The sequence below is a fragment of the Winogradskyella costae genome (assembly GCF_013403865.1).
Classification (GTDB): domain Bacteria; phylum Bacteroidota; class Bacteroidia; order Flavobacteriales; family Flavobacteriaceae; genus Winogradskyella; species Winogradskyella costae.
The window spans coordinates 137,892-157,996 of the sequence record NZ_JABFDK010000002.1; the positions used below are offsets into that span (position 1 = coordinate 137,892).

Annotated in this window: 12 protein-coding genes; 7 read left to right on the forward strand and 5 right to left on the reverse strand. The window is 35.1% G+C overall.

From position 1 onward, the window contains the following. Positions 1-6: 6 nt before the first annotated feature. Entirely contained in the window at positions 7-3,276 is a 3,270-nt protein-coding gene (locus tag HM986_RS07850; RefSeq protein ID WP_179334531.1) for a LamG-like jellyroll fold domain-containing protein, read from the reverse strand. A 444-nt stretch (positions 3,277-3,720) separates the two neighbouring features. On the opposite strand from HM986_RS07850, the gene HM986_RS07855 reads away from it, so the two are divergent. Further along, complete coding sequence (locus HM986_RS07855; RefSeq protein WP_179334532.1) at positions 3,721-9,786, forward strand: PKD domain-containing protein; 6,066 nt, start codon at positions 3,721-3,723, stop codon at positions 9,784-9,786. A 7-nt stretch (positions 9,787-9,793) separates the two neighbouring features. Next, a complete protein-coding gene (locus HM986_RS07860; protein WP_179334533.1) occupies positions 9,794-10,795 on the forward strand; it encodes a PorP/SprF family type IX secretion system membrane protein in 1,002 nt (333 codons plus the stop codon). Positions 10,796-10,807: 12 nt separating this feature from the next. Here HM986_RS07860 and HM986_RS07865 read toward each other — a convergent pair whose 3' ends face one another. Beyond that, positions 10,808-12,043: a hypothetical protein gene (locus tag HM986_RS07865; RefSeq protein WP_179334534.1), complete on the reverse strand. Its 1,236-nt coding sequence runs from the start codon at positions 12,041-12,043 to the stop codon at positions 10,808-10,810. After that, positions 12,036-13,334 (reverse strand): DUF4270 family protein, encoded by a 1,299-nt coding sequence (locus HM986_RS07870; protein ID WP_179334535.1) that lies wholly within the window; start codon positions 13,332-13,334, stop codon positions 12,036-12,038. The genes HM986_RS07865 and HM986_RS07870 overlap by 8 nt, the downstream gene beginning before the upstream one ends. A gap of 214 nt (positions 13,335-13,548) precedes the next feature. Between HM986_RS07870 and HM986_RS07875 the strand changes: the two genes are divergently transcribed. From HM986_RS07875 to HM986_RS07895, 5 genes are all read left to right on the forward strand, one after another. Beyond that, a complete protein-coding gene (locus HM986_RS07875) occupies positions 13,549-14,448 on the forward strand; it encodes a hypothetical protein (protein WP_179334536.1) in 900 nt (299 codons plus the stop codon). Between the two features lie 10 nt (positions 14,449-14,458). Beyond that, complete coding sequence (locus HM986_RS07880) at positions 14,459-15,457, forward strand: Kelch repeat-containing protein (RefSeq protein ID WP_246288478.1); 999 nt, start codon at positions 14,459-14,461, stop codon at positions 15,455-15,457. A gap of 127 nt (positions 15,458-15,584) precedes the next feature. Next, positions 15,585-15,935, forward strand: coding sequence for a DUF4907 domain-containing protein (locus tag HM986_RS07885; RefSeq protein ID WP_179334538.1), 351 nt, complete (start codon positions 15,585-15,587; stop codon positions 15,933-15,935). A gap of 20 nt (positions 15,936-15,955) precedes the next feature. Beyond that, positions 15,956-17,008, forward strand: a complete 1,053-nt coding sequence (locus HM986_RS07890; RefSeq protein ID WP_179334539.1) for a sensor histidine kinase — start codon at positions 15,956-15,958, stop codon at positions 17,006-17,008. Then, the gene (locus tag HM986_RS07895) at positions 16,989-17,717 is read left to right on the forward strand and encodes a LytR/AlgR family response regulator transcription factor (RefSeq protein WP_179334540.1); all 729 of its coding nucleotides are present in this window, start codon (positions 16,989-16,991) and stop codon (positions 17,715-17,717) included. The genes HM986_RS07890 and HM986_RS07895 overlap by 20 nt, the downstream gene beginning before the upstream one ends. A gap of 4 nt (positions 17,718-17,721) precedes the next feature. Here the strand turns inward: HM986_RS07895 and HM986_RS07900 are convergent, their stop codons facing one another. Both HM986_RS07900 and HM986_RS07905 read right to left on the reverse strand, forming a co-directional pair. Continuing rightward, entirely contained in the window at positions 17,722-19,164 is a 1,443-nt protein-coding gene (locus tag HM986_RS07900) for an SLC13 family permease (RefSeq protein ID WP_179334541.1), read from the reverse strand. 733 nt (positions 19,165-19,897) lie between these two features. Continuing rightward, positions 19,898-20,059: a hypothetical protein gene (locus HM986_RS07905; RefSeq protein ID WP_179334542.1), complete on the reverse strand. Its 162-nt coding sequence runs from the start codon at positions 20,057-20,059 to the stop codon at positions 19,898-19,900. Between the last annotated feature and the right edge of the window lie 46 nt (positions 20,060-20,105).

Consider the following 20,105-nt stretch of genomic DNA (forward strand, 5'->3'; position numbering starts at 1 on the left):
ACTAAACTAATCAACTATAATTTTTTTTGTTACGATCAGGCCTGCATTTGTTTGTAATTTAACGATATAGGTTCCTGTATTTAAGTTTTTTATATTGTATTCCGAATACTTATGTTGCTCAACCGTATTAATGTTGCAGACAGATTGCCCTAGCATATTAAAAACAATTATCGATTTTAGATCAATTTGGTTAGGGTTTACAACGACAATTTTTTTAATAGCATTAGAGTACAGTACACCTAATGGATTTGTAATGTGGTCCTCAATCCCCAACACATTATTTTGCGTACCGAACGTAATTTCAAAACGATCGAAATAATCTCCCTTTGTTAAGAATATATCGTAACTACCTGTTCTTAAATCATGATAAATACCTAATTCATTATCGTGTAAATACACATTCATACTAATAGGGACATGTTCTAAAGCATCAATGAATATTGAATTAATACCATCTGTTTGTGTTCTTAAGCCTAGTGGATAGATTGCGGAACTATCAGATTCATTACTAGCTTGAATAATGTAAGCCTCATCATTAATAAGCCAAAACATATCATCAATTTGTGTTTCGTTAATTTCTCCATCATAAGCCCAGTCTACTCCAGATGTCGAATTTTCATCTATGGTTAATAATAACTGACGACGAATTGTATTAACAGAGTTAAAACCTATTCTAAATTTCATGCGTTGGTCTTCAGTTTCAACATACGCTTCGTTTTCAGTAGTACCAGAATTAGAATTCCTCATAAACACAGAAGTATTTCCTTCTTTTTTAAACGTACGTTGTCCGTTATTAAAGTTGATTGTTCCTGTGTTTTGTCCAATTACAAAAAAACCTTGTCCAACCGGAATATAACGTTCTGGAGCTTTCGTCGGTTCCCCATCGAATTCTAAGGCGGAAAGGTTACTTCCTTTATATGCAGCAGCAACAGAGCCAGAAAAATTAAAAGTAGCATAGCCACCAGCATAGTCTTGTATTGCGTGTGTACCTCCGCCCCAATGATTCCAGAAATATAATGTTCCACTAATTAATGGGAGTCCATTAGGTGTGGCATCAGGTCCATTATCTTTAATAAATTGTAAGGCATTTATAGCAGAAGGATAAGGATTGCCTATTAAGTAATCACTGTTAGAAAGTAAAGGAAGATTAATATCTCCATTATTTGGTTTTCCTGAGAATACATAGTTTTGAGGCGCTGAAATCGGACCTGTCCCTGGACCTTTCATGGTAAATCCTTCTCCGGGTAATATATTACCGGTACGTCTAATGTGCTGCCATGCAGAATAGTTATTACTCGGTAGATTGGTGTACTTCCAAATCCAGTAATCGGCTATTTTAATAGGGTGGGTGGCGGCTCCGTTATAGCCTGAGGATAAAAATTGGATATCTTCAGGGGTACTCGGATCGGTTCCATCTTTTAAAACATCCATCACTCTAAAGTTTTCAACTTCAGAATTTACACGTCTTACAGGAGAGGACCAATAATTATAAGTATAGGTGTCTGCAGTACCTTGTTGATCGCGCTCAATTTTACCATTAGCTATTACTTCTAAGTCACTTTCTAACGTTTGAATTAATTGTGATTCTCCATTTAAATCGATGGTTCCTGTAAGGCTTAAAAGATGTGTTATGGCTAAGCCATTTCCAGCATAGGTTTCTGTGTCTCCTGTTACTATTAATTCATTGGAGTCAACGAATAAACCAAGGAGCGTTCTCGTATTGTTCTTTAATATTGGTAAATGGACGTTGTTCATGGTTAATCGATGGGAAGTTCTAACGATATTCCAATCTATGGTTTCTGTGGGATTAACAATAGATGTAGATCCAGGTATATTTTGTAGATTTCCATTTAGCCAAGAGGTGTTAGTCGTCCAATCCCCATCTTGATTTGAAATATAAGGTAATGGTGCCGTTTCTTTATCAACAGTTAACAGGTGTTTTAAATAACCGTTATTATTGTTTTCCGAAGCATCAATAGTATTTTTATACGTGAAATTAGACATCGGATAATACGCCGCTAAATTTGACCAAGGAATTGCATTAATTTCATTTTTTGTAACCGAAATTGGTAATGCCTTTCCTATTACTTTACCAAAGTCATCAGCAATTTCCTGATTCATGATAAAGCGCAATTGGTCTTCTGTTAAAAACGTATTCCAAATACGAACCTCATCGATATGACCTTTAAAGTGTTGTATTGTTAATCTTTTTCCGGCAGCTGCAACGTGAAATGATTTATCAGTAACTTTAGGAGCGGATTGTTCAGCAACACTATCTAGTACACCGTCAATATATATGGAAACTTCCGAGCCGTTGTAAGTAACCGCAATATGATGCCATTTGTTACTTGGAATTACGGTGTGAGATGTAAGTGATTGACTACCGTCATTTATCCACTTAATGTTAATTTTATTTGCATCAGTCAATGTTAAATCATAACCTTCAGTAAATGCGAGATCTCTTTTAGAAAGTATAGAAGTATCCGCGGTTTGGGGTGAATCATGATTTATCCATGCAGAAATTGAAAAACCAGAAGGATTTAAATCTAAAGTGTTGTGCATATCTATATAACTGTCAGAACCGTTAAAATAGATAGCACGTTCTTCTGTAATTTGAGCTGAAAAACCAAAAGTGATATAAGATGTGTCACTAAAGTTGTAATCCGTTTCTAAATATCCATCGGCATCTAAATTCAGTATTCTATAATCGACATGAGCATCGAAGGTATTTGAATCGGAAACCAGCATGTAATAGTTGCCTTCGGTAGCGGTAGCCGTAATAGCGTCTTGTGGTAGTTTAAGATTTAGCTTTGGAATGATTTCACCATTTTTAACAATCTTCCAAATGCGTTGCATGGCCGTGTATGAAACATTGGTAGTAAGTTCTAATGGTATTTCAGAACTAAGATTAACGGTTACAGGTAATGATGTACTGTTTAAAACGGCACCATTGTTTCCCCATACAAAAGAATTCTGAGTGTTGCTCGCTGAAATATTAAAGTTTGAATTGTGTGCAGTAAAATCTTCGGCTAGACTAATGATAAGAATATCAGGATAATTAGATTCATGAGACGCTCTTGTAGCAGATGAAGAGTATACGTTTGAAGATTCGCAATTTCGTATTGTCGAGATATTATAATCATAACCCTCCAATTGTGATAAACTTCTTTCATCAATGTTATAATAATTAACTCTTTTTATTCCCTCTAATTGCTGGGCATAACTAGAGCAGACAAAGAGTAGTAAAAGGTGAAAAAATAATGTAATTTTTTTCATTAGGTTTGGGGATGAATGAAATAATTATGGGGCGAATATACTATTATTTTTGAATTTTCATCCATAAAAAGCAAATAAATCCGATGAAATGCGTTTTTGTTAGCATTTAAAGCTTATAATTAGCATGGGCACCTTGCTTTAATTTTATGAGTGCGACCACTTGATTGTGAAGAAAAAAATCCATCATTTTAACTAAAGTCTGAAATTTTGTAAGTACTTATATCAAAAGAATTTATAAAGAATTAATACGATTTTAGTCTAAAAATACCCATTATCGTGTATTTCAAATATTCATGAAAGGTTATATTTTACACGCAATTATGTTGCTAAAAGTGTTGTTCATGGGGATTTCAATGTTCTTGTCGAAAATGTTAAATTTTAATAATGACTTAACAAGAATTTATCTACATTGGAAACCTTTAAGTAATTAGCTATTACATATTTATGGGGAAAATAAAATATAGCCTACTGACGGTTATCGGTTTGGCTTTTGGTATTATTGGAGCAGTTAATATTTCTAATAGTGTTGTTACCAACCACGATAAACTAGAATTAAGTAAGGTAAAATCATTTGGTTTGGTGCCTAATGCCAATATATCTGGTACTACAACGGTCTGCCGTAATGAAAGTCCACAGCCAGAAATAACATTTACAGGATCTGCAGGTTCTACTCCATATACATTTACATATACTATTAATGGAGGCGCTAATCAAACCGTAACAACAGGTGGCGCTGACACTTCAGTTTCAATTAATGTGAATACAAGTATGGTTGGTAGTTTTGTGTATCAATTAGTATCCGTTCGTGATGGCTCTAATACAACATCGACGGCAAACGGAACAGCTACCATAACAGTTGCAGCTCCTCCAACGGTAAATTTTTCTTTTAACGATGATGCTTGTTCTGGGACACCTGTTAGTTTTTCTTCTACGGTAACGGGAGATGGACCTTTTACTTATGATTGGACTTTTGGTGACTCGAGTAGTTCTACGAATGCCAACCCTTCACATAGCTATAATGCATTTGGCTGTGGTGTTTCAAATTTTTCAGCAAATTTAACGGTTACAGATAGTAATGGTTGTACAGCAAGTAGCACAAAAACGATAAGCGTCAAGCAACGTCCTAACCTTAGTTTTGAAGATTTAGATGCACAATTTCTTCCATTTGATAATTGTGGTAATAATACGGTAGATCCATCTTATACGATTAATGTAGGGAATATATCACCTTCTGATAGCTGTGTAACATCTTATGATATAAATTGGGGTGATGGTGCTTCTCAAACCAATATTTCATTTCCGATAACCCATACGTATAATGTGTTAGGTTCTTTTGATATGGTGATTACGGGTTATGGAGTTAATGGTTGTATTACCAATGACACGTATCTTGTGAAAAACTCAAGTAACCCGGGCGGTAATGTCTCAAACCCTGGTAATACAACTAATTTATGTTTACCTGTAAACGATTTAGGTTTTACGATAGCAGATTGGGGAGAAAATCCTCAAGACACTACGTATTCTGTAGATTATGGAGATGGTACTCAGGAAACGTTTACCCAAGGAAATTTAATTGCGGCATCTTCAGATTATGATCCAGCAAATCCTTCTGCTGCAAGTCCATTTCCTTTAGATCACATTTATACAGAATCGAGTTGTCCTAATTCTGGATATATAATATCTTTAAATATATCCACATCATGTGGAAATACGATCTCTACTGCAGGTCCTATTACCTTATTGTCGTTACCAGAAGTTGATTTTGAATTTGATGCACCCGGCTGTCTTAATACTGAGATACAATTTACTAATACAACTGAAAATGGTTACGGTCCAAATTGTACAGAAGAAGCTAATCATGTATGGGATTTTGGTGATGGTACGACCTCAGATTTAGAAAGTCCAAGTCATACGTATACCTCTCCAGGAACATATACCGTAACATTGAGTGAAGAGAATTTTTGTGGTGCTACTGCACCAGTAAGTAAAACGATTTGTATTGAACCAGAGTTGGTCGCTAGTTTTGATGTCAGTAGCAACACAGGTTGTATTCCTTTTGATGTTAATGTTACAAATACAATAGATCTTTCTCAGTCTTGTGGTTCGGATACATACTTATGGGAAGTCATCTACACCTCAGCGTTTTGTGGGATTTCAGAATCCTGGAGTTTTACAAATGGTACAGATGAAAATTCTGAAAATCCTTCGTTTCAATTTGATACTGCAGGAACTTATGAAATCATCATGACGGCTACAAATTCTTGTGGTGATGTTTCAACCTCTCAATTTATCGAGGTTAAACAACCACCAACAGCAGTATTAGATCCTGTTGATGATGCTTGTGGTGCCTTAACTTTTAATCCTATAGCGACGGTTGATACTTGTGCACCTGCTTCAGATACGATAACGTATAGCTGGTTATTTCCTGGAGGTTCACCGGCAACATCAGATCAATTAGATCCAGGAACAATAAATTATACAACGGTTGGTGATTATACAATTACCTTTAGTATCACAAATGGTTGTGGAACAACGACTGAAACCGAAACATTTTCTATTAACGATTCTCCTACAATTACCAATACAGATGTTTTGCAAACCATTTGTTCAGGAGCTTCAACGACTGCGATTATATTAACATCAGACGATCCGAGTACAACGTTCAGTTGGGTGTCTAATAATCCAGCAGGACTTACAGGTTATACGCCAAGTGGAACGTCTAATACCATTCCGGTACAAACCATAATTAATTCTACGACATCTCCAGTTACTTTAATATACACGGTAACACCAGAAATTGATGGTTGTGAAGGATTGTCAGTTGATTTTGAAATTATTGTAGAGCCTGCTCCATTAATTACAACGCAACCTATTTCAAATGGTGTCTGCCAAAATGGTACAACAGATGATTTGTCCGTTGCTTATCAAGGTACAGGAACTCCGGTGTACCAATGGTATGAAAATACAATAAATAATACCACTTCTGGAACTGCGATTGTAGGAGCAACCTCAGCCACATTTTCTCCACCAACAGATACCGTTGGCATTACCTTTTATTACGTTGTTATTACGTTTTCTTCTGGTGGTTGTAATGAAATAATATCAGATACAGCAGAAATTGAAGTTGCTAATGCTCCACAAATCGACACACAACCCATAGACACACAATCTATATGTGTTGGTGGTAGTTCAGAGGAATTATCAGTCCTTATTTCTGGAGGAGCAGGAAATGCAAATTACCAATGGTTTAGTAATACCACTAATAGTAACTCAGGTGGCACATTAATTTCTGGTGCAACAGCGTCTACGTATACACCTCCTGTATTTAATACGGTTGGGACATTTTATTATTATGCAGAAATTTCTTTTGTCTCTAATGGCTGTTCAATGCTTATAAGCGACGTTTCAGAAATAGAGGTGGTTGCCGATCCTGTGATAACAACTCAACCGCTGGATTTTCAAAGTTTATGTCAGAATTCTGCGGTTCAGGATTTGGAAGTATCGGTTTCAGGCGGTTTAGGGACGATATCTTACCAATGGTATGTCAATACTGTAAACAATACCACTTCAGGAACACTAATAGCAGGAGCAATTTCAAGTATATATACACCTCCAGCAACTACTGTAGGAACATTGTATTATTACTGTGTCATAACTCAAGATGTTTCAGGTTGTGAAGTTATAAGCAATTTAGCAGAGATCGAAATTAGTGCAGGAGCGCAGTTTAGTGCACTACCTATTTCAGATGAATTATGTTTAGGGGAAACCACTTCAGCATTAACAGTGGCTTATACTAATGGCACAGGCATAGCGACATACCAATGGTATTTAAATTCTGTAGATGACACTACTACAGGAAGTGCTATTCCAGGAGCCACATCTGATACCTATAGTCCTGAAGTTGATACTGTCGGAACATTATATTATTACGCTATTATCACATTTAGCTCCGGTGGTTGTACTGAAATCATATCAACCACAGCAGAAATTATCGTCAATGAAACTCCTATTATTGATGATGCTGATGTATTAATTTGTAGTGGGAATACATTCACATTTGTACCAGACACCAGTAACACAGGTGATATTGTACCACTAAATACATTATACACATGGACAACACCAGTTGTGAGTCCGGCAGGAAGCATAACAGGAGCCACGGAGCAGTTAACACCAATTGCAACAGTATCACAGTTTTTAGAAAACACAACGACAAATTCAGCCACTGTAACATATACAGTCACTCCTGTTTCAGGGAACTGTCCTGGTTTGGATTTTGACGTTGTAGTTACGGTTAATCCTTCAATTTCGGTAGCTTCAACCGTAACGAATAATTTGTGTTATCAGGTGAATACCGCAACTATAGATATTACAATTGTGGGAGGGATTCCTTTTTCAACAGGAAGCGCCTATAACATCACTTGGACAGGCCCAAATGGATTTTCAAGCACAGACCAAAATATTTCTAATCTTGAAGCTGGAGACTACACTTTAGCTATTGAAGACGATGGTGGTTGTCCGTATTCTGAAATCATAACCATATCAGAACCCGATGAGTTAATCTTTAGTGACGTAGATTTTGATGTTGAAACGATTTCATGTTTTGGTGCCAATGATGGAGAGATTGGCATTGATATTTCAGGTGGAACACCTCCTTATGAATATACGTGGACATTGAATGGAGCACCATTTTCTACAGATGAAGACTTGTCCAATCTTGCACCAGGAGATTATACGATTTCAGTGACGGATACTAATTCATGCGGACCAATAGAATTAGATTTTAATGTGGAAGAACCCGATGAATTACAAGTAACACTAGATTCTAAAACGGATGTTTTATGTTTTGGAGATGCTACGGGAATTATTTCTGTAAATGTCATTGGAGGTCGAACGGATTACACGTATGCTTGGTCTGGACCTAATGGTTTTTCAAGTACAAATCAAAATATAGACACATTAATCGCAGGAATTTATAATCTTACAGTTACAGATGATTCTGGTTGTAGCGATACTTTAGAGGTTGAGATTATTCAAAATGATCAAATTGACATCGATTTGAGTGTATCACAAATTGTCTGTTATGGTGACAATGATGGATCAATACTTATTAATTCAATTTCTGGAGGTGTAGCACCGTATACCATTGCGTGGAGCAATTTAGGTTCAGGTTATAGTCAAACCGATTTATCTGGAGGCACATATACAATTACCATAACGGATGCTGAAAATTGTGAACGTCAGTTTCCTGTGGTTATTGATGAACCTCCGGTCTTTTTAATTGATCCGGAAGTCAGACAAATGACTTGTGCTGGTGAGAACGATGCCAGTATTACCTTAAATTTTGTAGGTGGCATTGATCCCGTCACCCTTGTTTGGGATGATGATGCCGCTGCTGGTACAGAGCGAAATAACTTAGCGCCAGGAACCTATACGGTGACGATTACAGATGGTGTGCCTTGCGTGATTCAAGAGAGTTTTACTATTCATAATATTTTACCATTAGTCTTATCTACAACAATTACTAATGCTTTAGAATGTGAGGATGCTAATAGCGGAGCCATTAATTTACTTATACAAGGAGGAACGCCACCTTTTAATGTGGTTTGGTCTAATGGAACAATCACGGAAGATTTAAGTAATGTGCCACCAAACACGTATGTCGCTACAGTTACAGATGCTAATGGTTGTACTATTGAAGGTAGTTGGGAAGTTACCAGGTTTGAACCATTGGTTTTAAATGTTGAAGAACAAGTTGATGTGAATTGTGAGGCCAGAACTATAGATCAAACGTTTATAGCTATAACAAGTGGAGGAGTACCACCATTTCAATATAGCTGGTCTAGTGGAACAGTTAGTGGTGCCAACAATGAATTTATGACGACGGACGAAAATGGCTTAGTGATTTTAGATGTTACAGATAGTTTTGGGTGTTCAATTAATTACACATTTAATGTGGAGCTAACCACATTGGGAGATGCTGATTTTGTTACCACATCCTATGGATATTTAAATTATGGCATTTACGCCATTCAAGATCCTATTGAATTTATAAACGAAGCCACAGGGCATTACGAAACCATACTGTGGGACTTTGGGGATGGTAGTTTTTCGGGAGAAGAAAATCCCATTCATACCTATTTCACTCCTGGTAGCTATGTGGTAAAACAAACCGTAACGTATCCTTATGGTTGTGTATACGAAAAAACAATTACCCTAATTATAGAAGAAGGTTATAAATTAATTATACCAAATGCGTTTACTCCAAACGAAGATGGTATAAATGATTTTTTTGGACCTGTTTTTATAGGGTTGAGCGGTTTAGAAATTACAGTATTTGATACTTGGGGGAGTCTTATCTACAAAGAGTCGGGGGATTCTATACGAGGATGGGATGGTAAAGTGAAAGATGAAGAAGCCGAAAATGGAAATTACTATTACACATTTACCGCCAAGACTTTTTACGGAGATGAAATTAAGAAACAAGGAGCTTTTGTATTTATCAAATAAAACCGAAATGACATTGAAAAAAATTATAAGTATTATAGCGGTTTTAGTGGGGTTAGAAGCGCAAGCTCAGGATCCGATTTTTACGCAATCTAACTATATACAAGAAACAATAAATCCTGGATTCTCAGGTTTTGAAGATAGCGATAGAATTGCAGCCGGAGTACTAAGCAGAACGCAATGGCCAAATTTAGATTTAAGAGTAGATACACAATACGCCTACCTCAATAAATCATTTGATTATGGACCAAGTTTGGGTTTTGGATTGGGAGTAAATTTCCTAAGACAACACGAAGCATTTAGCAATTACAATTATTATCAACTTAATGTTAATTACGCACACCGTGTTAATTTAGATGGTGGTTGGTACTTTAGGCCCGCTTTAGAAGTTGGGTTGGGTTTTAAAGATGTTGGATTTAGCAATCTTACCTTAGCAGATCAAATAAATATAAATTCTGGCGTAGTGAATCCTGTGTCTGTAGATCCATTAAGTAATACAGTAGACAATGTATTTTTCGGAGATGTTTCTGCTGGTTTTGTGTTTGAGAGAGAAGAATTTAATGGCGTAACTTATTGGTTTGGGGCTTCAGCAAAGCATTTGAATCGCCCCAATATTTCATTTGTAGATGGAGAAGAATTACCCTTAGATATTTTTTATTCTCTACATGGTAATTTTAGATTTCCATTTAGGAATAATTATAGCATTATGCTGACTGCCAATTATATGCAACAAGGTGAGTATAATCGTTTAGATATTGGATCATTATTTATGGTAAATCAATTTCTTATTGGTCTTACAGCGGCTACCAATCCTGCGAAAAATGATAATAACAGCCATATGTTAACGTCTGTCAATGGCTTCTTTGGATTAGAATTTACAGAGTTTAGATTCGGGTTGTCTTACGATATGAATACCTCTAAAATAGGAAGAACTAATGGTGTCTATGAGGTTTCAGTAACCTATTTATCTCCTTGTAGACGATGTAAAACAGATCGCAGTCGAAAACGTTAATACCCTTGTATATTAATTAAACTTTCGCTTTTGGAACCATAAATCAGATAAAGATATATTAATGTTTAAGGTGTTTACAGATTCTTCAATGAGAATACTTTCTGTTGTTCCTTTTTTACCTAGTGTATAAGATACGTTTAATAGTGATCGTTTACCAATTGGCAAGCCAATACCAACCGATGCAGAATACGTATCTACATTCATGTCATCGACTTTAAGGTAGCCAGAATTGTAGTTTAACCCCATTCTAAAATCGACACGTTTCCAGTATTTATAACTTGTAGGATCTACAGCAAAAGATGCTCCAAAGCCAAAAATATTTTGATCCGTATAATCACCTATGGCATCTGACTGATTTGTAGCACTCCAGAAATTTTTCTTATAATCAGCAGTTAAGAGTAGATTCTTAAATTTAGTGCTATAGCCAAACCCTAATTTTAAAGGGAGATAAAAGCTATCGACGGATTCGTCTTCTGTTTCTTCCAATGTGGTATACGCCGCATTTGAATACTTTCCTACAACGACATCTTTTGTGCCTTTTAATAACGTAGGGAAATCTATAGTAAATCCAAAATTGTGTTTATTTAACAAATTGTATTGCAACCCTAAGCCTAATTGTGCACCACTATAATAATTAGTTTCGTTAATTTCTAAATAACTGTTTGACGTAACAATAGATTCAATTTCTTCTATTTTTCCAAATAAGTATGATGCCTTTAGGCCAACATTCAAATTTTCGAAGACTGTTCTGGCATAATCTAAGCGTAATTCACTGATACCGCCAGTACCACCGATGTTAGTTGTAAATTGCTCTGCACTCCCTTCAATATTATTCTCTAAACCAATTAAAGAGTACCCAACAGTAGAGGATGGCTTTAGAGTTAAACCAATACCGTAATCGTTATTATGATTAAACGCTATTGAAATATTAGTGAAATTATAAGTTGTACTTTGCTCACTGATGTCGTCGCCAGTGAGGTTGTTAAATTCGGCAGAACCACCAAAATCAAAAGTGATTTCATTTTCTTTTAAGGTCGCAAACGCAGCCGGATTATATAGGTTAATACCATAACTAGCATCTAAGGAAATACCAGTATTACCTAGTCCAGAATTTCTACCTGTGCCAGAATTACTTTCTACACCCAAACCAAAAAGTGAGTACGGTGAACCTGTAAGATTGCTAGACTGAGAGTAACCTTGTAATCCAAACAGTAGTGCAAAAAGAATTAGAGATGGATATTTATTCATATTGTGCATAGGTTATAACTAATTTGGTATTGAAGCTAGATCGCTGACTATCATTAAAAATTATTTTATTTACAGTAGAATTATAATCTGTTGGAATTAAAATAAGAGCGTCTTTAGTTACTGGACTCTCATTTAATTTCTGATCAATAAAATCTATAACAGGTACTGTAAAGGCGATTTGATTAAATTCTGAATTTACATTTGTAGTGGTTGCCGAGACCACATCAATACTATTACTAATTTGGCTGGCTAAATCATTGTTCTGATCTATAGTATAAAGTAATAGTGTTTCGCTTAGGGGTTGAATATCAGAATGTGATGCGGAATTAGGTTCTATGTAAAGTGTGGCATCTAATATAGTACCTTCACCTCCTAAATTATACAAGTCTTTAATTGTTGGAAATTCGATTCGAGTCACATATCCTATGCCCGCCTGGTTGTAACTGATATTTCCACTTTCAGAGGATGTTAAATTGTATTCTTGGCTATCAATAGCTTCCAAAGCTAAACCGGTAACATCACTTTCTATATGATTATAATATGTGTTAATCGTCATGTCATAGGTGTATTCGTCCGTTTCTAATTCATCTGGAATGGTATAATAAAACCGAAGATAACTTTCGCCGCTACCTGTAGAAAAGCCAATTATAGAGGCATCATCGTCGGTACCAGACTGTATGGTTAATCCTTTTAATTGTTGGTATAAGGATTCCTGATCTGTAATATTATTATCTCTAATATCATTAAATAGATTAACTCCAAAACTGTAAGGTAGCGTCACAAAAATTGAATCTTTATTTGGAGTAGGATAATACGTCTTGTGCGCTAAAGGAGTAGTTTCATATGATGTTTCAGTGGTGTTATAGAAATATGTATCATCCGAACTCATTTTATCGGTGAGTTTATGAATATTTAGATTAGCCACTTGCGTGGTGTCATTATAGTAGTAAGTATCATAGCCAAGAACTAAACCAACACTATCTAAAATAGCATCATTATCTAAATAATAAGAATAGGGGCTAAGTTGAATATAGGTAGAGGTACTTGTCTCTCCCATATCATCATCTTTGTATTTTCCCACTAAGAGACGCTCACTTGTTGAGGTTGTAATAGAATCAAATTTCATTGTAGATAATTTCACAGAAAACGTATCAATAGATAGTACCCTTATGTTAGTGCCCGTAAAGTCTTCACCTGCAACTAAGCTTTCATCTTCAGCATCTGCAGAACACGATATAACCACCATTAAAGTGAGGATGATTGTCAGTAATTTTAGAAATGATTTCAACATTTGTTTTGTATAATTTCTACAAATCAACTAACCAATTGAGCTAATAAAAAGTCTAATATACTTATGGTATATATGTATCTACAGAAAGCGGGATTTATACGATTAAAATTCATAATTGGATTTGTAGATTAAAAATTGGGGTTTGTCTATAAAAAAAGAGTGTAGGTATATTTTGTAATTGTGGTAAAAGATTGTGGTAGTAAGTTAGCACCCGATGAGAAAAAAGACATTACATTATTTAACCTTTAGCTTAGTCTCTATGATGTCGTATGGACAAAAAATGTTCACTACTACAGATGCAGGAGATGTAATGGTATTGGAGTATAACAGTTATTCTGATTTGAATGCTGTTCAATTAGATGCCAAATCGATGATTATAGATTTTACAACTGTACTAGATAAGCCGACCGTAGGGTTTGGTATGAGCTATACTAATCATAGCCTAGATTTTGATGAGTATGACTGGTCTCATGATTATAGCGCATTTGAAGAATTACACACTGTAGAACTGTTTGCTAGATATAATAAAGCATTACGTAACAATTGGAATGTAAATATCACCGTTGCACCGTATTTGTCTTCAACATTTAATGAATCCGTTTCCACTGATGATTTTATATTGAGTTATGCTACAAGTTTTACGAAGACATGGGATAACGACGGACTTAAATCAACTCTAAAATTGGGAGCAGGCTATGGTTCGTTATTTGGTAAGCCAAATTTTTACCCATTAATATCGTACTCCAATAATGTCAATGAGAAATTAAGATACGAAATAGGAATACCTCTCACAGGTGTATTTTTTAAACTAAACGAGCAGAGTAGTTTTGATCTTAGAGCAGAACCCGAATCTATTTATGCAAATAACGCCTCAAGTTTTAGTTTGGTAAATAATACCGTTGTCTATAATTCTGAGTTAGAATTTAAAGCACTGAAATTAGGGGTGGGATATCAATTTCGTTTTGATGATAATTGGTCAACCCATTTTAATATGGGCTATCTATTAGCGAGTGAACTGACGTTAAGTGAAAACGATCATACCATATACGATTTTGATTCTAAGGAATCATTATCCTTAAACATAGGAATTAGTTTTAATATAAATAAGAAGTAAAATGAGAAAAATGAATAACAAATCAGCCATAAGATTACTTTATTTCAGTGCCGTATTGGCGTTGTTTTCTAGTTGTAATAGTGATGACGACGATGATGACACTTTAGGAAATTGGGTAAAAAAATCGACCTTTAATGAAGAGTCTAGAAGTAGTTCTGCGGCATTTACCATCGGTAATATTGGCTATATGGGCACAGGTTATGATGGTAGCGATTATTATAAAGATTTTTGGGCTTATAATATGGACACCAATTCTTGGCAGCAATTATCAGATTTTCCTGGGGTAGAAAGAAGCTCGGCGACAGCGTTTGTTATTGGTAGTGACGGTTACGTGGGTACAGGTTATAATGGAGATACTAATGATGAACTATCTGATTTTTACAAATATAATGTAGACACTAATAGCTGGACAACCATTGCCGATTTCGGAGGTTCAGCAAGATACGGAGCGGTTGGGTTTGGATCCGATTCGTATGGTTATGTCGGGACAGGAAACGATGGAAGTGATAAAAAAGACTTCTGGAAATACAATCCAATTTCCAATTCATGGGAAGAAGTGTTTGGTTTTGGTGGAGATAAAAGAAAGGATGGTGTCACCTTTACAATTGGTAACGAGGTCTATTTAGCAACAGGGGTAAGTAATGGAGTTTACGAGACAGATTTTTGGTCGTTTAACTTAGATACTGATGTCTGGACACAACTTACAGATGTTGATGACGATGACGATGATTACGTGTACCGGTCTAATGCAGTTGCTTTTACAATGAATGGTAAAGGATATGTTGCCTGTGGTGAATACTCAGGAAGTTTAAGTACGGTTTATGAATACACGCCATCGAGTGAAAGTTGGGTAGAAAAAACACCTTTTGAGTTATATGCAAGACGAGATGCTGTAGCATTTAGCGACGGTGCCCGAGCGTTTGTAGCTTTAGGTAGAAACGGAACATTGTATTTAGATGATAATATGGAGTTCTTCCCTAATGCAGAACAAGACGACGACGATAATTAAAATATAAAGATTGATTAGATTGATTGATGGGCTTTTACTTTAGTGATTGAGGGTAATAGCCAGTTTAGAGTCAGGATAATGTAGATATCCTTCATTAATTCTGACTCTTTTTTTAATAATAAATGAAATGAAAAACAATTATAACAGTAAAGCTGTACTTTTAGGAATTACAATTTTAGGTGTAGCATTCTTTTATCTTCTAACCAGAGATGTTAAAAAGGATGCTTTAAATGAAACGTCATTCGCATTACAGGTCAAAGCGCAAGATAGCTTTTGGATTTATGAGGTGTATAATGATAATCAATTGGTAATTCGTCAAGAATTCATTCCTGCAATAAAAGGGCAACAAGGTTTTACATCTAAAGCCGATGCCGAAAAAATCGGGAACCTTGTAATGCGTAAGCTTATAGAAAACAAAATGCCTGCGGTTAGTATTAAAGATTTAGATGCTAATGCAATAGATTTTAAGAAAATTTAGTAGACTTTATTAAGAAATACATGTTAATTAAAAAAATATCATATAAAGAATACATAGTACATATCCTTGTTTGGCTTTGTATTAGTATATTTCCTTTACTTACGGCTTATCTAAATTTAGGTAAAATTCCTTATGAGGTGTTTTTAAAGCAATTAATGAATCCCATCTTGTTTTATGTTAATTACTTAGTTTTTGTACCATATATTTTACTAAAACGCAAACTGTTTTTCTACATTGTAGCGTCCATTTTATTTTTGGCACTCTATAATTATGTGAGCGAAGTGCTAATTACAAACCCAATAAGAAATGAATTTAGAAACATGGAGATGCGTCCTAATAGGCCAGGAGGACCTTTTGGTATACGACACGCCATTCCTGTCGTGTTTTCACTAACAATTTTTCTTTTAGGAGGTATTTTTAGTTTGGTGGTAGATTTCTATAAACGCGATCGCCTATCTAAAGAATTAGAAAATGAACAAAAAGAGATTAAGCTACAGTTTTTAAGAAACCAACTAAATCCACATTTTTTATTCAATTCATTAAACAGTATCTATGCTTTAGTGAGAAGTAAGTCAGATGATGCACCGGAAGCTGTAATAACATTATCAGAATTAATGCGCTATATGCTCTATGAAGCAGGAAATGAGCAAGTCACATTAGAAAAAGAAATAAATTATATTAAGAATTATATCGCCTTACAACGGTTGCGACTTAAAAATACGGAGGCTGTTAAACTTAACATAAAAGGTGAGACAAGAAATTTAAAAATCTATTCTTTGTTATTAATTTCTTTTATTGAAAACGCTTTTAAGTACGGAACAGATTATAAAGGAAATACTCATATCGATATAAAGATAGTTGTGGATAACAATACCTTAAGTTTAAACGTAGAAAATATAATAGGCTTATATAAACGCGACGATAAAAACTCTGGAGTCGGATTAGAGAACATAAAAAATCAGCTTAATTATTTGTATAAGAATAACCATGAGTTGACCATAGAAGAAGACAAATCATATTACAGAGTCCGTTTAACCCTAAATTTAAATGACAATGAAGTGCATAATAATTGATGATGAGCCATTGGCAATAGATGTCATTGAGTCCTATTGTCAGGCTTTGGGAGCAGTAGAAGTGATTAGCACGTTTACAAATGCCATTGAAGCTTTAGATTTTATAAACAATAACCGTATCGATTTGGTGTTTTCTGATATTGAAATGCCAAACATATCGGGTATCGAACTGATACGATCCTTAGAAGGAAAAGTTCCTTATTTTATATTCACAACTGCCTATCCAGAATATGCACTAGAAGGCTTTGACCTTAATGCTGTAGACTACTTAATGAAACCGATTCCTTTTCCTAGGTTTCTAAAAGCGGTGAACCGGGTTAAAGAGATGATAAAACTGAATGGAGTCAGCACATCCGTTAATATGTCTTCGGCAGGTGGAGAAGCTGCTGCACATGAAGATGATTTCATTTTTGTCAAATCAGAATACGAAAATGTAAAAATAGACATCAATGGGATTAAGCATATCCAGGGATTAAAGGATTACTTAAAGATTCATTCAGAAAATACGAAACCTATTTTAACTTTAATGAGTTTTAAAGAAATGCAATCTAAGTTACCAGAAGCAATGTTTATTAGAGTCCATCGCTCGTATTTGGTTAATGTTAATAAAATTACCTCTATTCAGAAAAATAGAATTATCATAAAAGAGGAGCGTATTCCTATCGGAGAGAGCTACAAATCTATGGTATATAGTCGTTTAAGTATTTAAAGATTTAATTCAAGTCCCAAATTAGCGGTAATACAAAATACACAATCAATGTGATCAGTAAAATTGAAATCACATTCATCCAAATACCCTTTTTAACCATATCTTCTATTTTTAAATATCCCGAGCCAAAAACCACAGCATTTGGAGGCGTTGCAACAGGAAGCATAAAAGCGCACGAGGCGGCTAAAGTCGCACTTACCAATAAGATATAAGGATGCACATTAATAACGGCAGCCAAGGATACTAATACAGGTAATAGCATAGCTGTAGTTGCCATATTAGATGTGATTTCTGTTAAAAAATTAACCGAAGCAATTAGTATTAGTAAGAGGATAAATAGAGATACCCCAATTAAAGACGTTAGCTGATTACCAATCCAAATGGCTAAACCACTAGATTCAAAACCATTTGCTAAAGCCATACCACCTCCAAAAAGTATCAGAATACCCCAAGGTAATTTTACAGCGTCGTCCCAAGAGATTAAAGCCTCATTACCTTTTTTATTAGGAATTAAAAATAAAATTACAGAGGCTATCATAGCAATAATAGTATCATCAATTGCGGGTAACCATTGTGTTAATAAAAACGACCTACTAATCCATGCTATGGCAGTAATGCCAAAGACTACAAGAATCACTTTTTCCTCATAAGACGTTTTTCCTAAGGCATTCAACTGATTTTCAATTTCTTTTCGACCTCCAGGAAACTCTTTTTGTTCAAATTTGAAGGCAAATCGGGTTAGGTAAAACCAGCAGATAATTAGTAAAATAACACTTATAGGAAAACCAAACATAAACCATTGCGAAAATGTAATTTCAGTATTATAAGTGCTTTCAACCACACCAGCTAAGACTAAATTCGGAGGTGTACCAATAAGTGTGGCCATACCTCCTATAGAAGCACTATAAGCGATAGCTAGCATTAAGGCTTTTCCAAATATTAAATTCTCATTAGCCTTAGTTTTGGGGTTATCTTGAAGCTGTAAAACAATAGCAATACCCACTGGTAAAATCATTACTGCCGTGGCGGTATTAGAAATCCACATAGATAATAAGGCGGTGGCCACCATAAAACCAAGAATGATACGGCTGACGTTAGTGCCAACAATTTTAATAATGTTAAGGGCAATCCGTTTGTGTAAATTCCATTTTTCAATAGCAATAGCCAATATAAAACCTCCGAGGAATAGAAATATGTATTTATGGCCATAGGCGGCTGTGGTGCCACTTAGTGATAAACCGCCCGACAATGGAAATAATACAATAGGCAATAAAGCGGTAACAGGTATAGAAATCGCCTCGGTGATCCACCAAACAGCAACCCAAGAGGTAGAGGCTAAAATAGCATTTGCGGACTCTCCTAAGCCTTCAGGGTGACAAAAAAGCTTGATAAGTATAAATAATAATGGGCCTAACAAAAGACCTATTTTCTGTTTTGTTGTTTTCATTGTCTTATAAAACCTAAATGGGTTTAAGCCGCATGGTCGTATACGGTTATAATTACTGTTATGTTCAAATTCTTTTTGAAAGGTATCGTATTCTCAGAAAAAAACAGCAAAGAATATTCAAAAAAAGATAGGATAGTTAATTGCTGGCGTTTGCTGCTTAGTGAGGAGTGAATAATAATATTAGCAGAAGTCTAAGACAATGTTAAGGTAGTGCTAAATCTTTAGTTTTGGGTGATTTATGTCTCTACCGGAGATCCAAAATTATATTTTACGTCGTATCTTTATAAACACCAAATTATATGTGCTATGAGACTACTAAAAGTATTTAAAAGACAATTTCTTAGAAAGAAAACTTTGCAGACTAATGTCAACAAATCGTTTAATGAAACGAAACCTAGAACGATGATAGAAAGAACCTTTACAAAGGACGAGGATACGTTTATGTTTATCTAAATAAACAGATGAGTTTGGTGATAAACTAGGGTCGCATTATCGCATTAGCTTAAGTAATTTTAATTGACTAGATGATATATAACTTAACAGACCGAGCATAGGACTGTTGGTTAGCTATCTTCATTTTTTGTCGTTAAAACAGAGAGATAATAGGGGCTTAAATAAGAAGGTCTTAGAACGGATTTATTCTATAAGCGTAAATGAATTTATAAAATTGAAAAAGTCCAATCTCATAAGGTTGGACTTTTTTTTAAAACGTGTTACAAAAGGAATATAGTCTCTAATCATCTTTTAATCTTTCAGCACGTTCTCTGCGTGTTTCATTTTGCTTACCATATTGGTTATAATGGTCGTCTTTTAACGGCCCTTTGTCATCGGTTGCATTTTGATGCAATCGTTTTTCGTGTTCTGTTTTTGGTTTTTCTTTTTTGTCATTTTTCATAATACGAGGTATTTAAATAATTAATTTTTTTCTTTAAACGATATTG

Bases quoted from the DNA above. Each gene is read 5' to 3' on its own strand.
- HM986_RS07890 (WP_179334539.1), top strand. From the start codon at position 15,956: ATGTTAATTAAAAAAATATCATATAAAGAATACATAGTACATATCCTT.
- HM986_RS07850 (WP_179334531.1), bottom strand. From the start codon at position 3,276: ATGAAAAAAATTACATTATTTTTTCACCTTTTACTACTCTTTGTCTGC.
- HM986_RS07875 (WP_179334536.1), top strand. From the start codon at position 13,549: ATGAGAAAAAAGACATTACATTATTTAACCTTTAGCTTAGTCTCTATG.
- HM986_RS07865 (WP_179334534.1), bottom strand. From the start codon at position 12,043: ATGAATAAATATCCATCTCTAATTCTTTTTGCACTACTGTTTGGATTA.
- HM986_RS07895 (WP_179334540.1), top strand. From the start codon at position 16,989: ATGAAGTGCATAATAATTGATGATGAGCCATTGGCAATAGATGTCATT.
- HM986_RS07855 (WP_179334532.1), top strand. From the start codon at position 3,721: ATGGGGAAAATAAAATATAGCCTACTGACGGTTATCGGTTTGGCTTTT.
- HM986_RS07905 (WP_179334542.1), bottom strand. From the start codon at position 20,059: ATGAAAAATGACAAAAAAGAAAAACCAAAAACAGAACACGAAAAACGA.
- HM986_RS07880 (WP_246288478.1), top strand. From the start codon at position 14,459: ATGAATAACAAATCAGCCATAAGATTACTTTATTTCAGTGCCGTATTG.
- HM986_RS07860 (WP_179334533.1), top strand. From the start codon at position 9,794: ATGACATTGAAAAAAATTATAAGTATTATAGCGGTTTTAGTGGGGTTA.
- HM986_RS07885 (WP_179334538.1), top strand. From the start codon at position 15,585: ATGAAAAACAATTATAACAGTAAAGCTGTACTTTTAGGAATTACAATT.
- HM986_RS07900 (WP_179334541.1), bottom strand. From the start codon at position 19,164: ATGAAAACAACAAAACAGAAAATAGGTCTTTTGTTAGGCCCATTATTA.
- HM986_RS07870 (WP_179334535.1), bottom strand. From the start codon at position 13,334: ATGTTGAAATCATTTCTAAAATTACTGACAATCATCCTCACTTTAATG.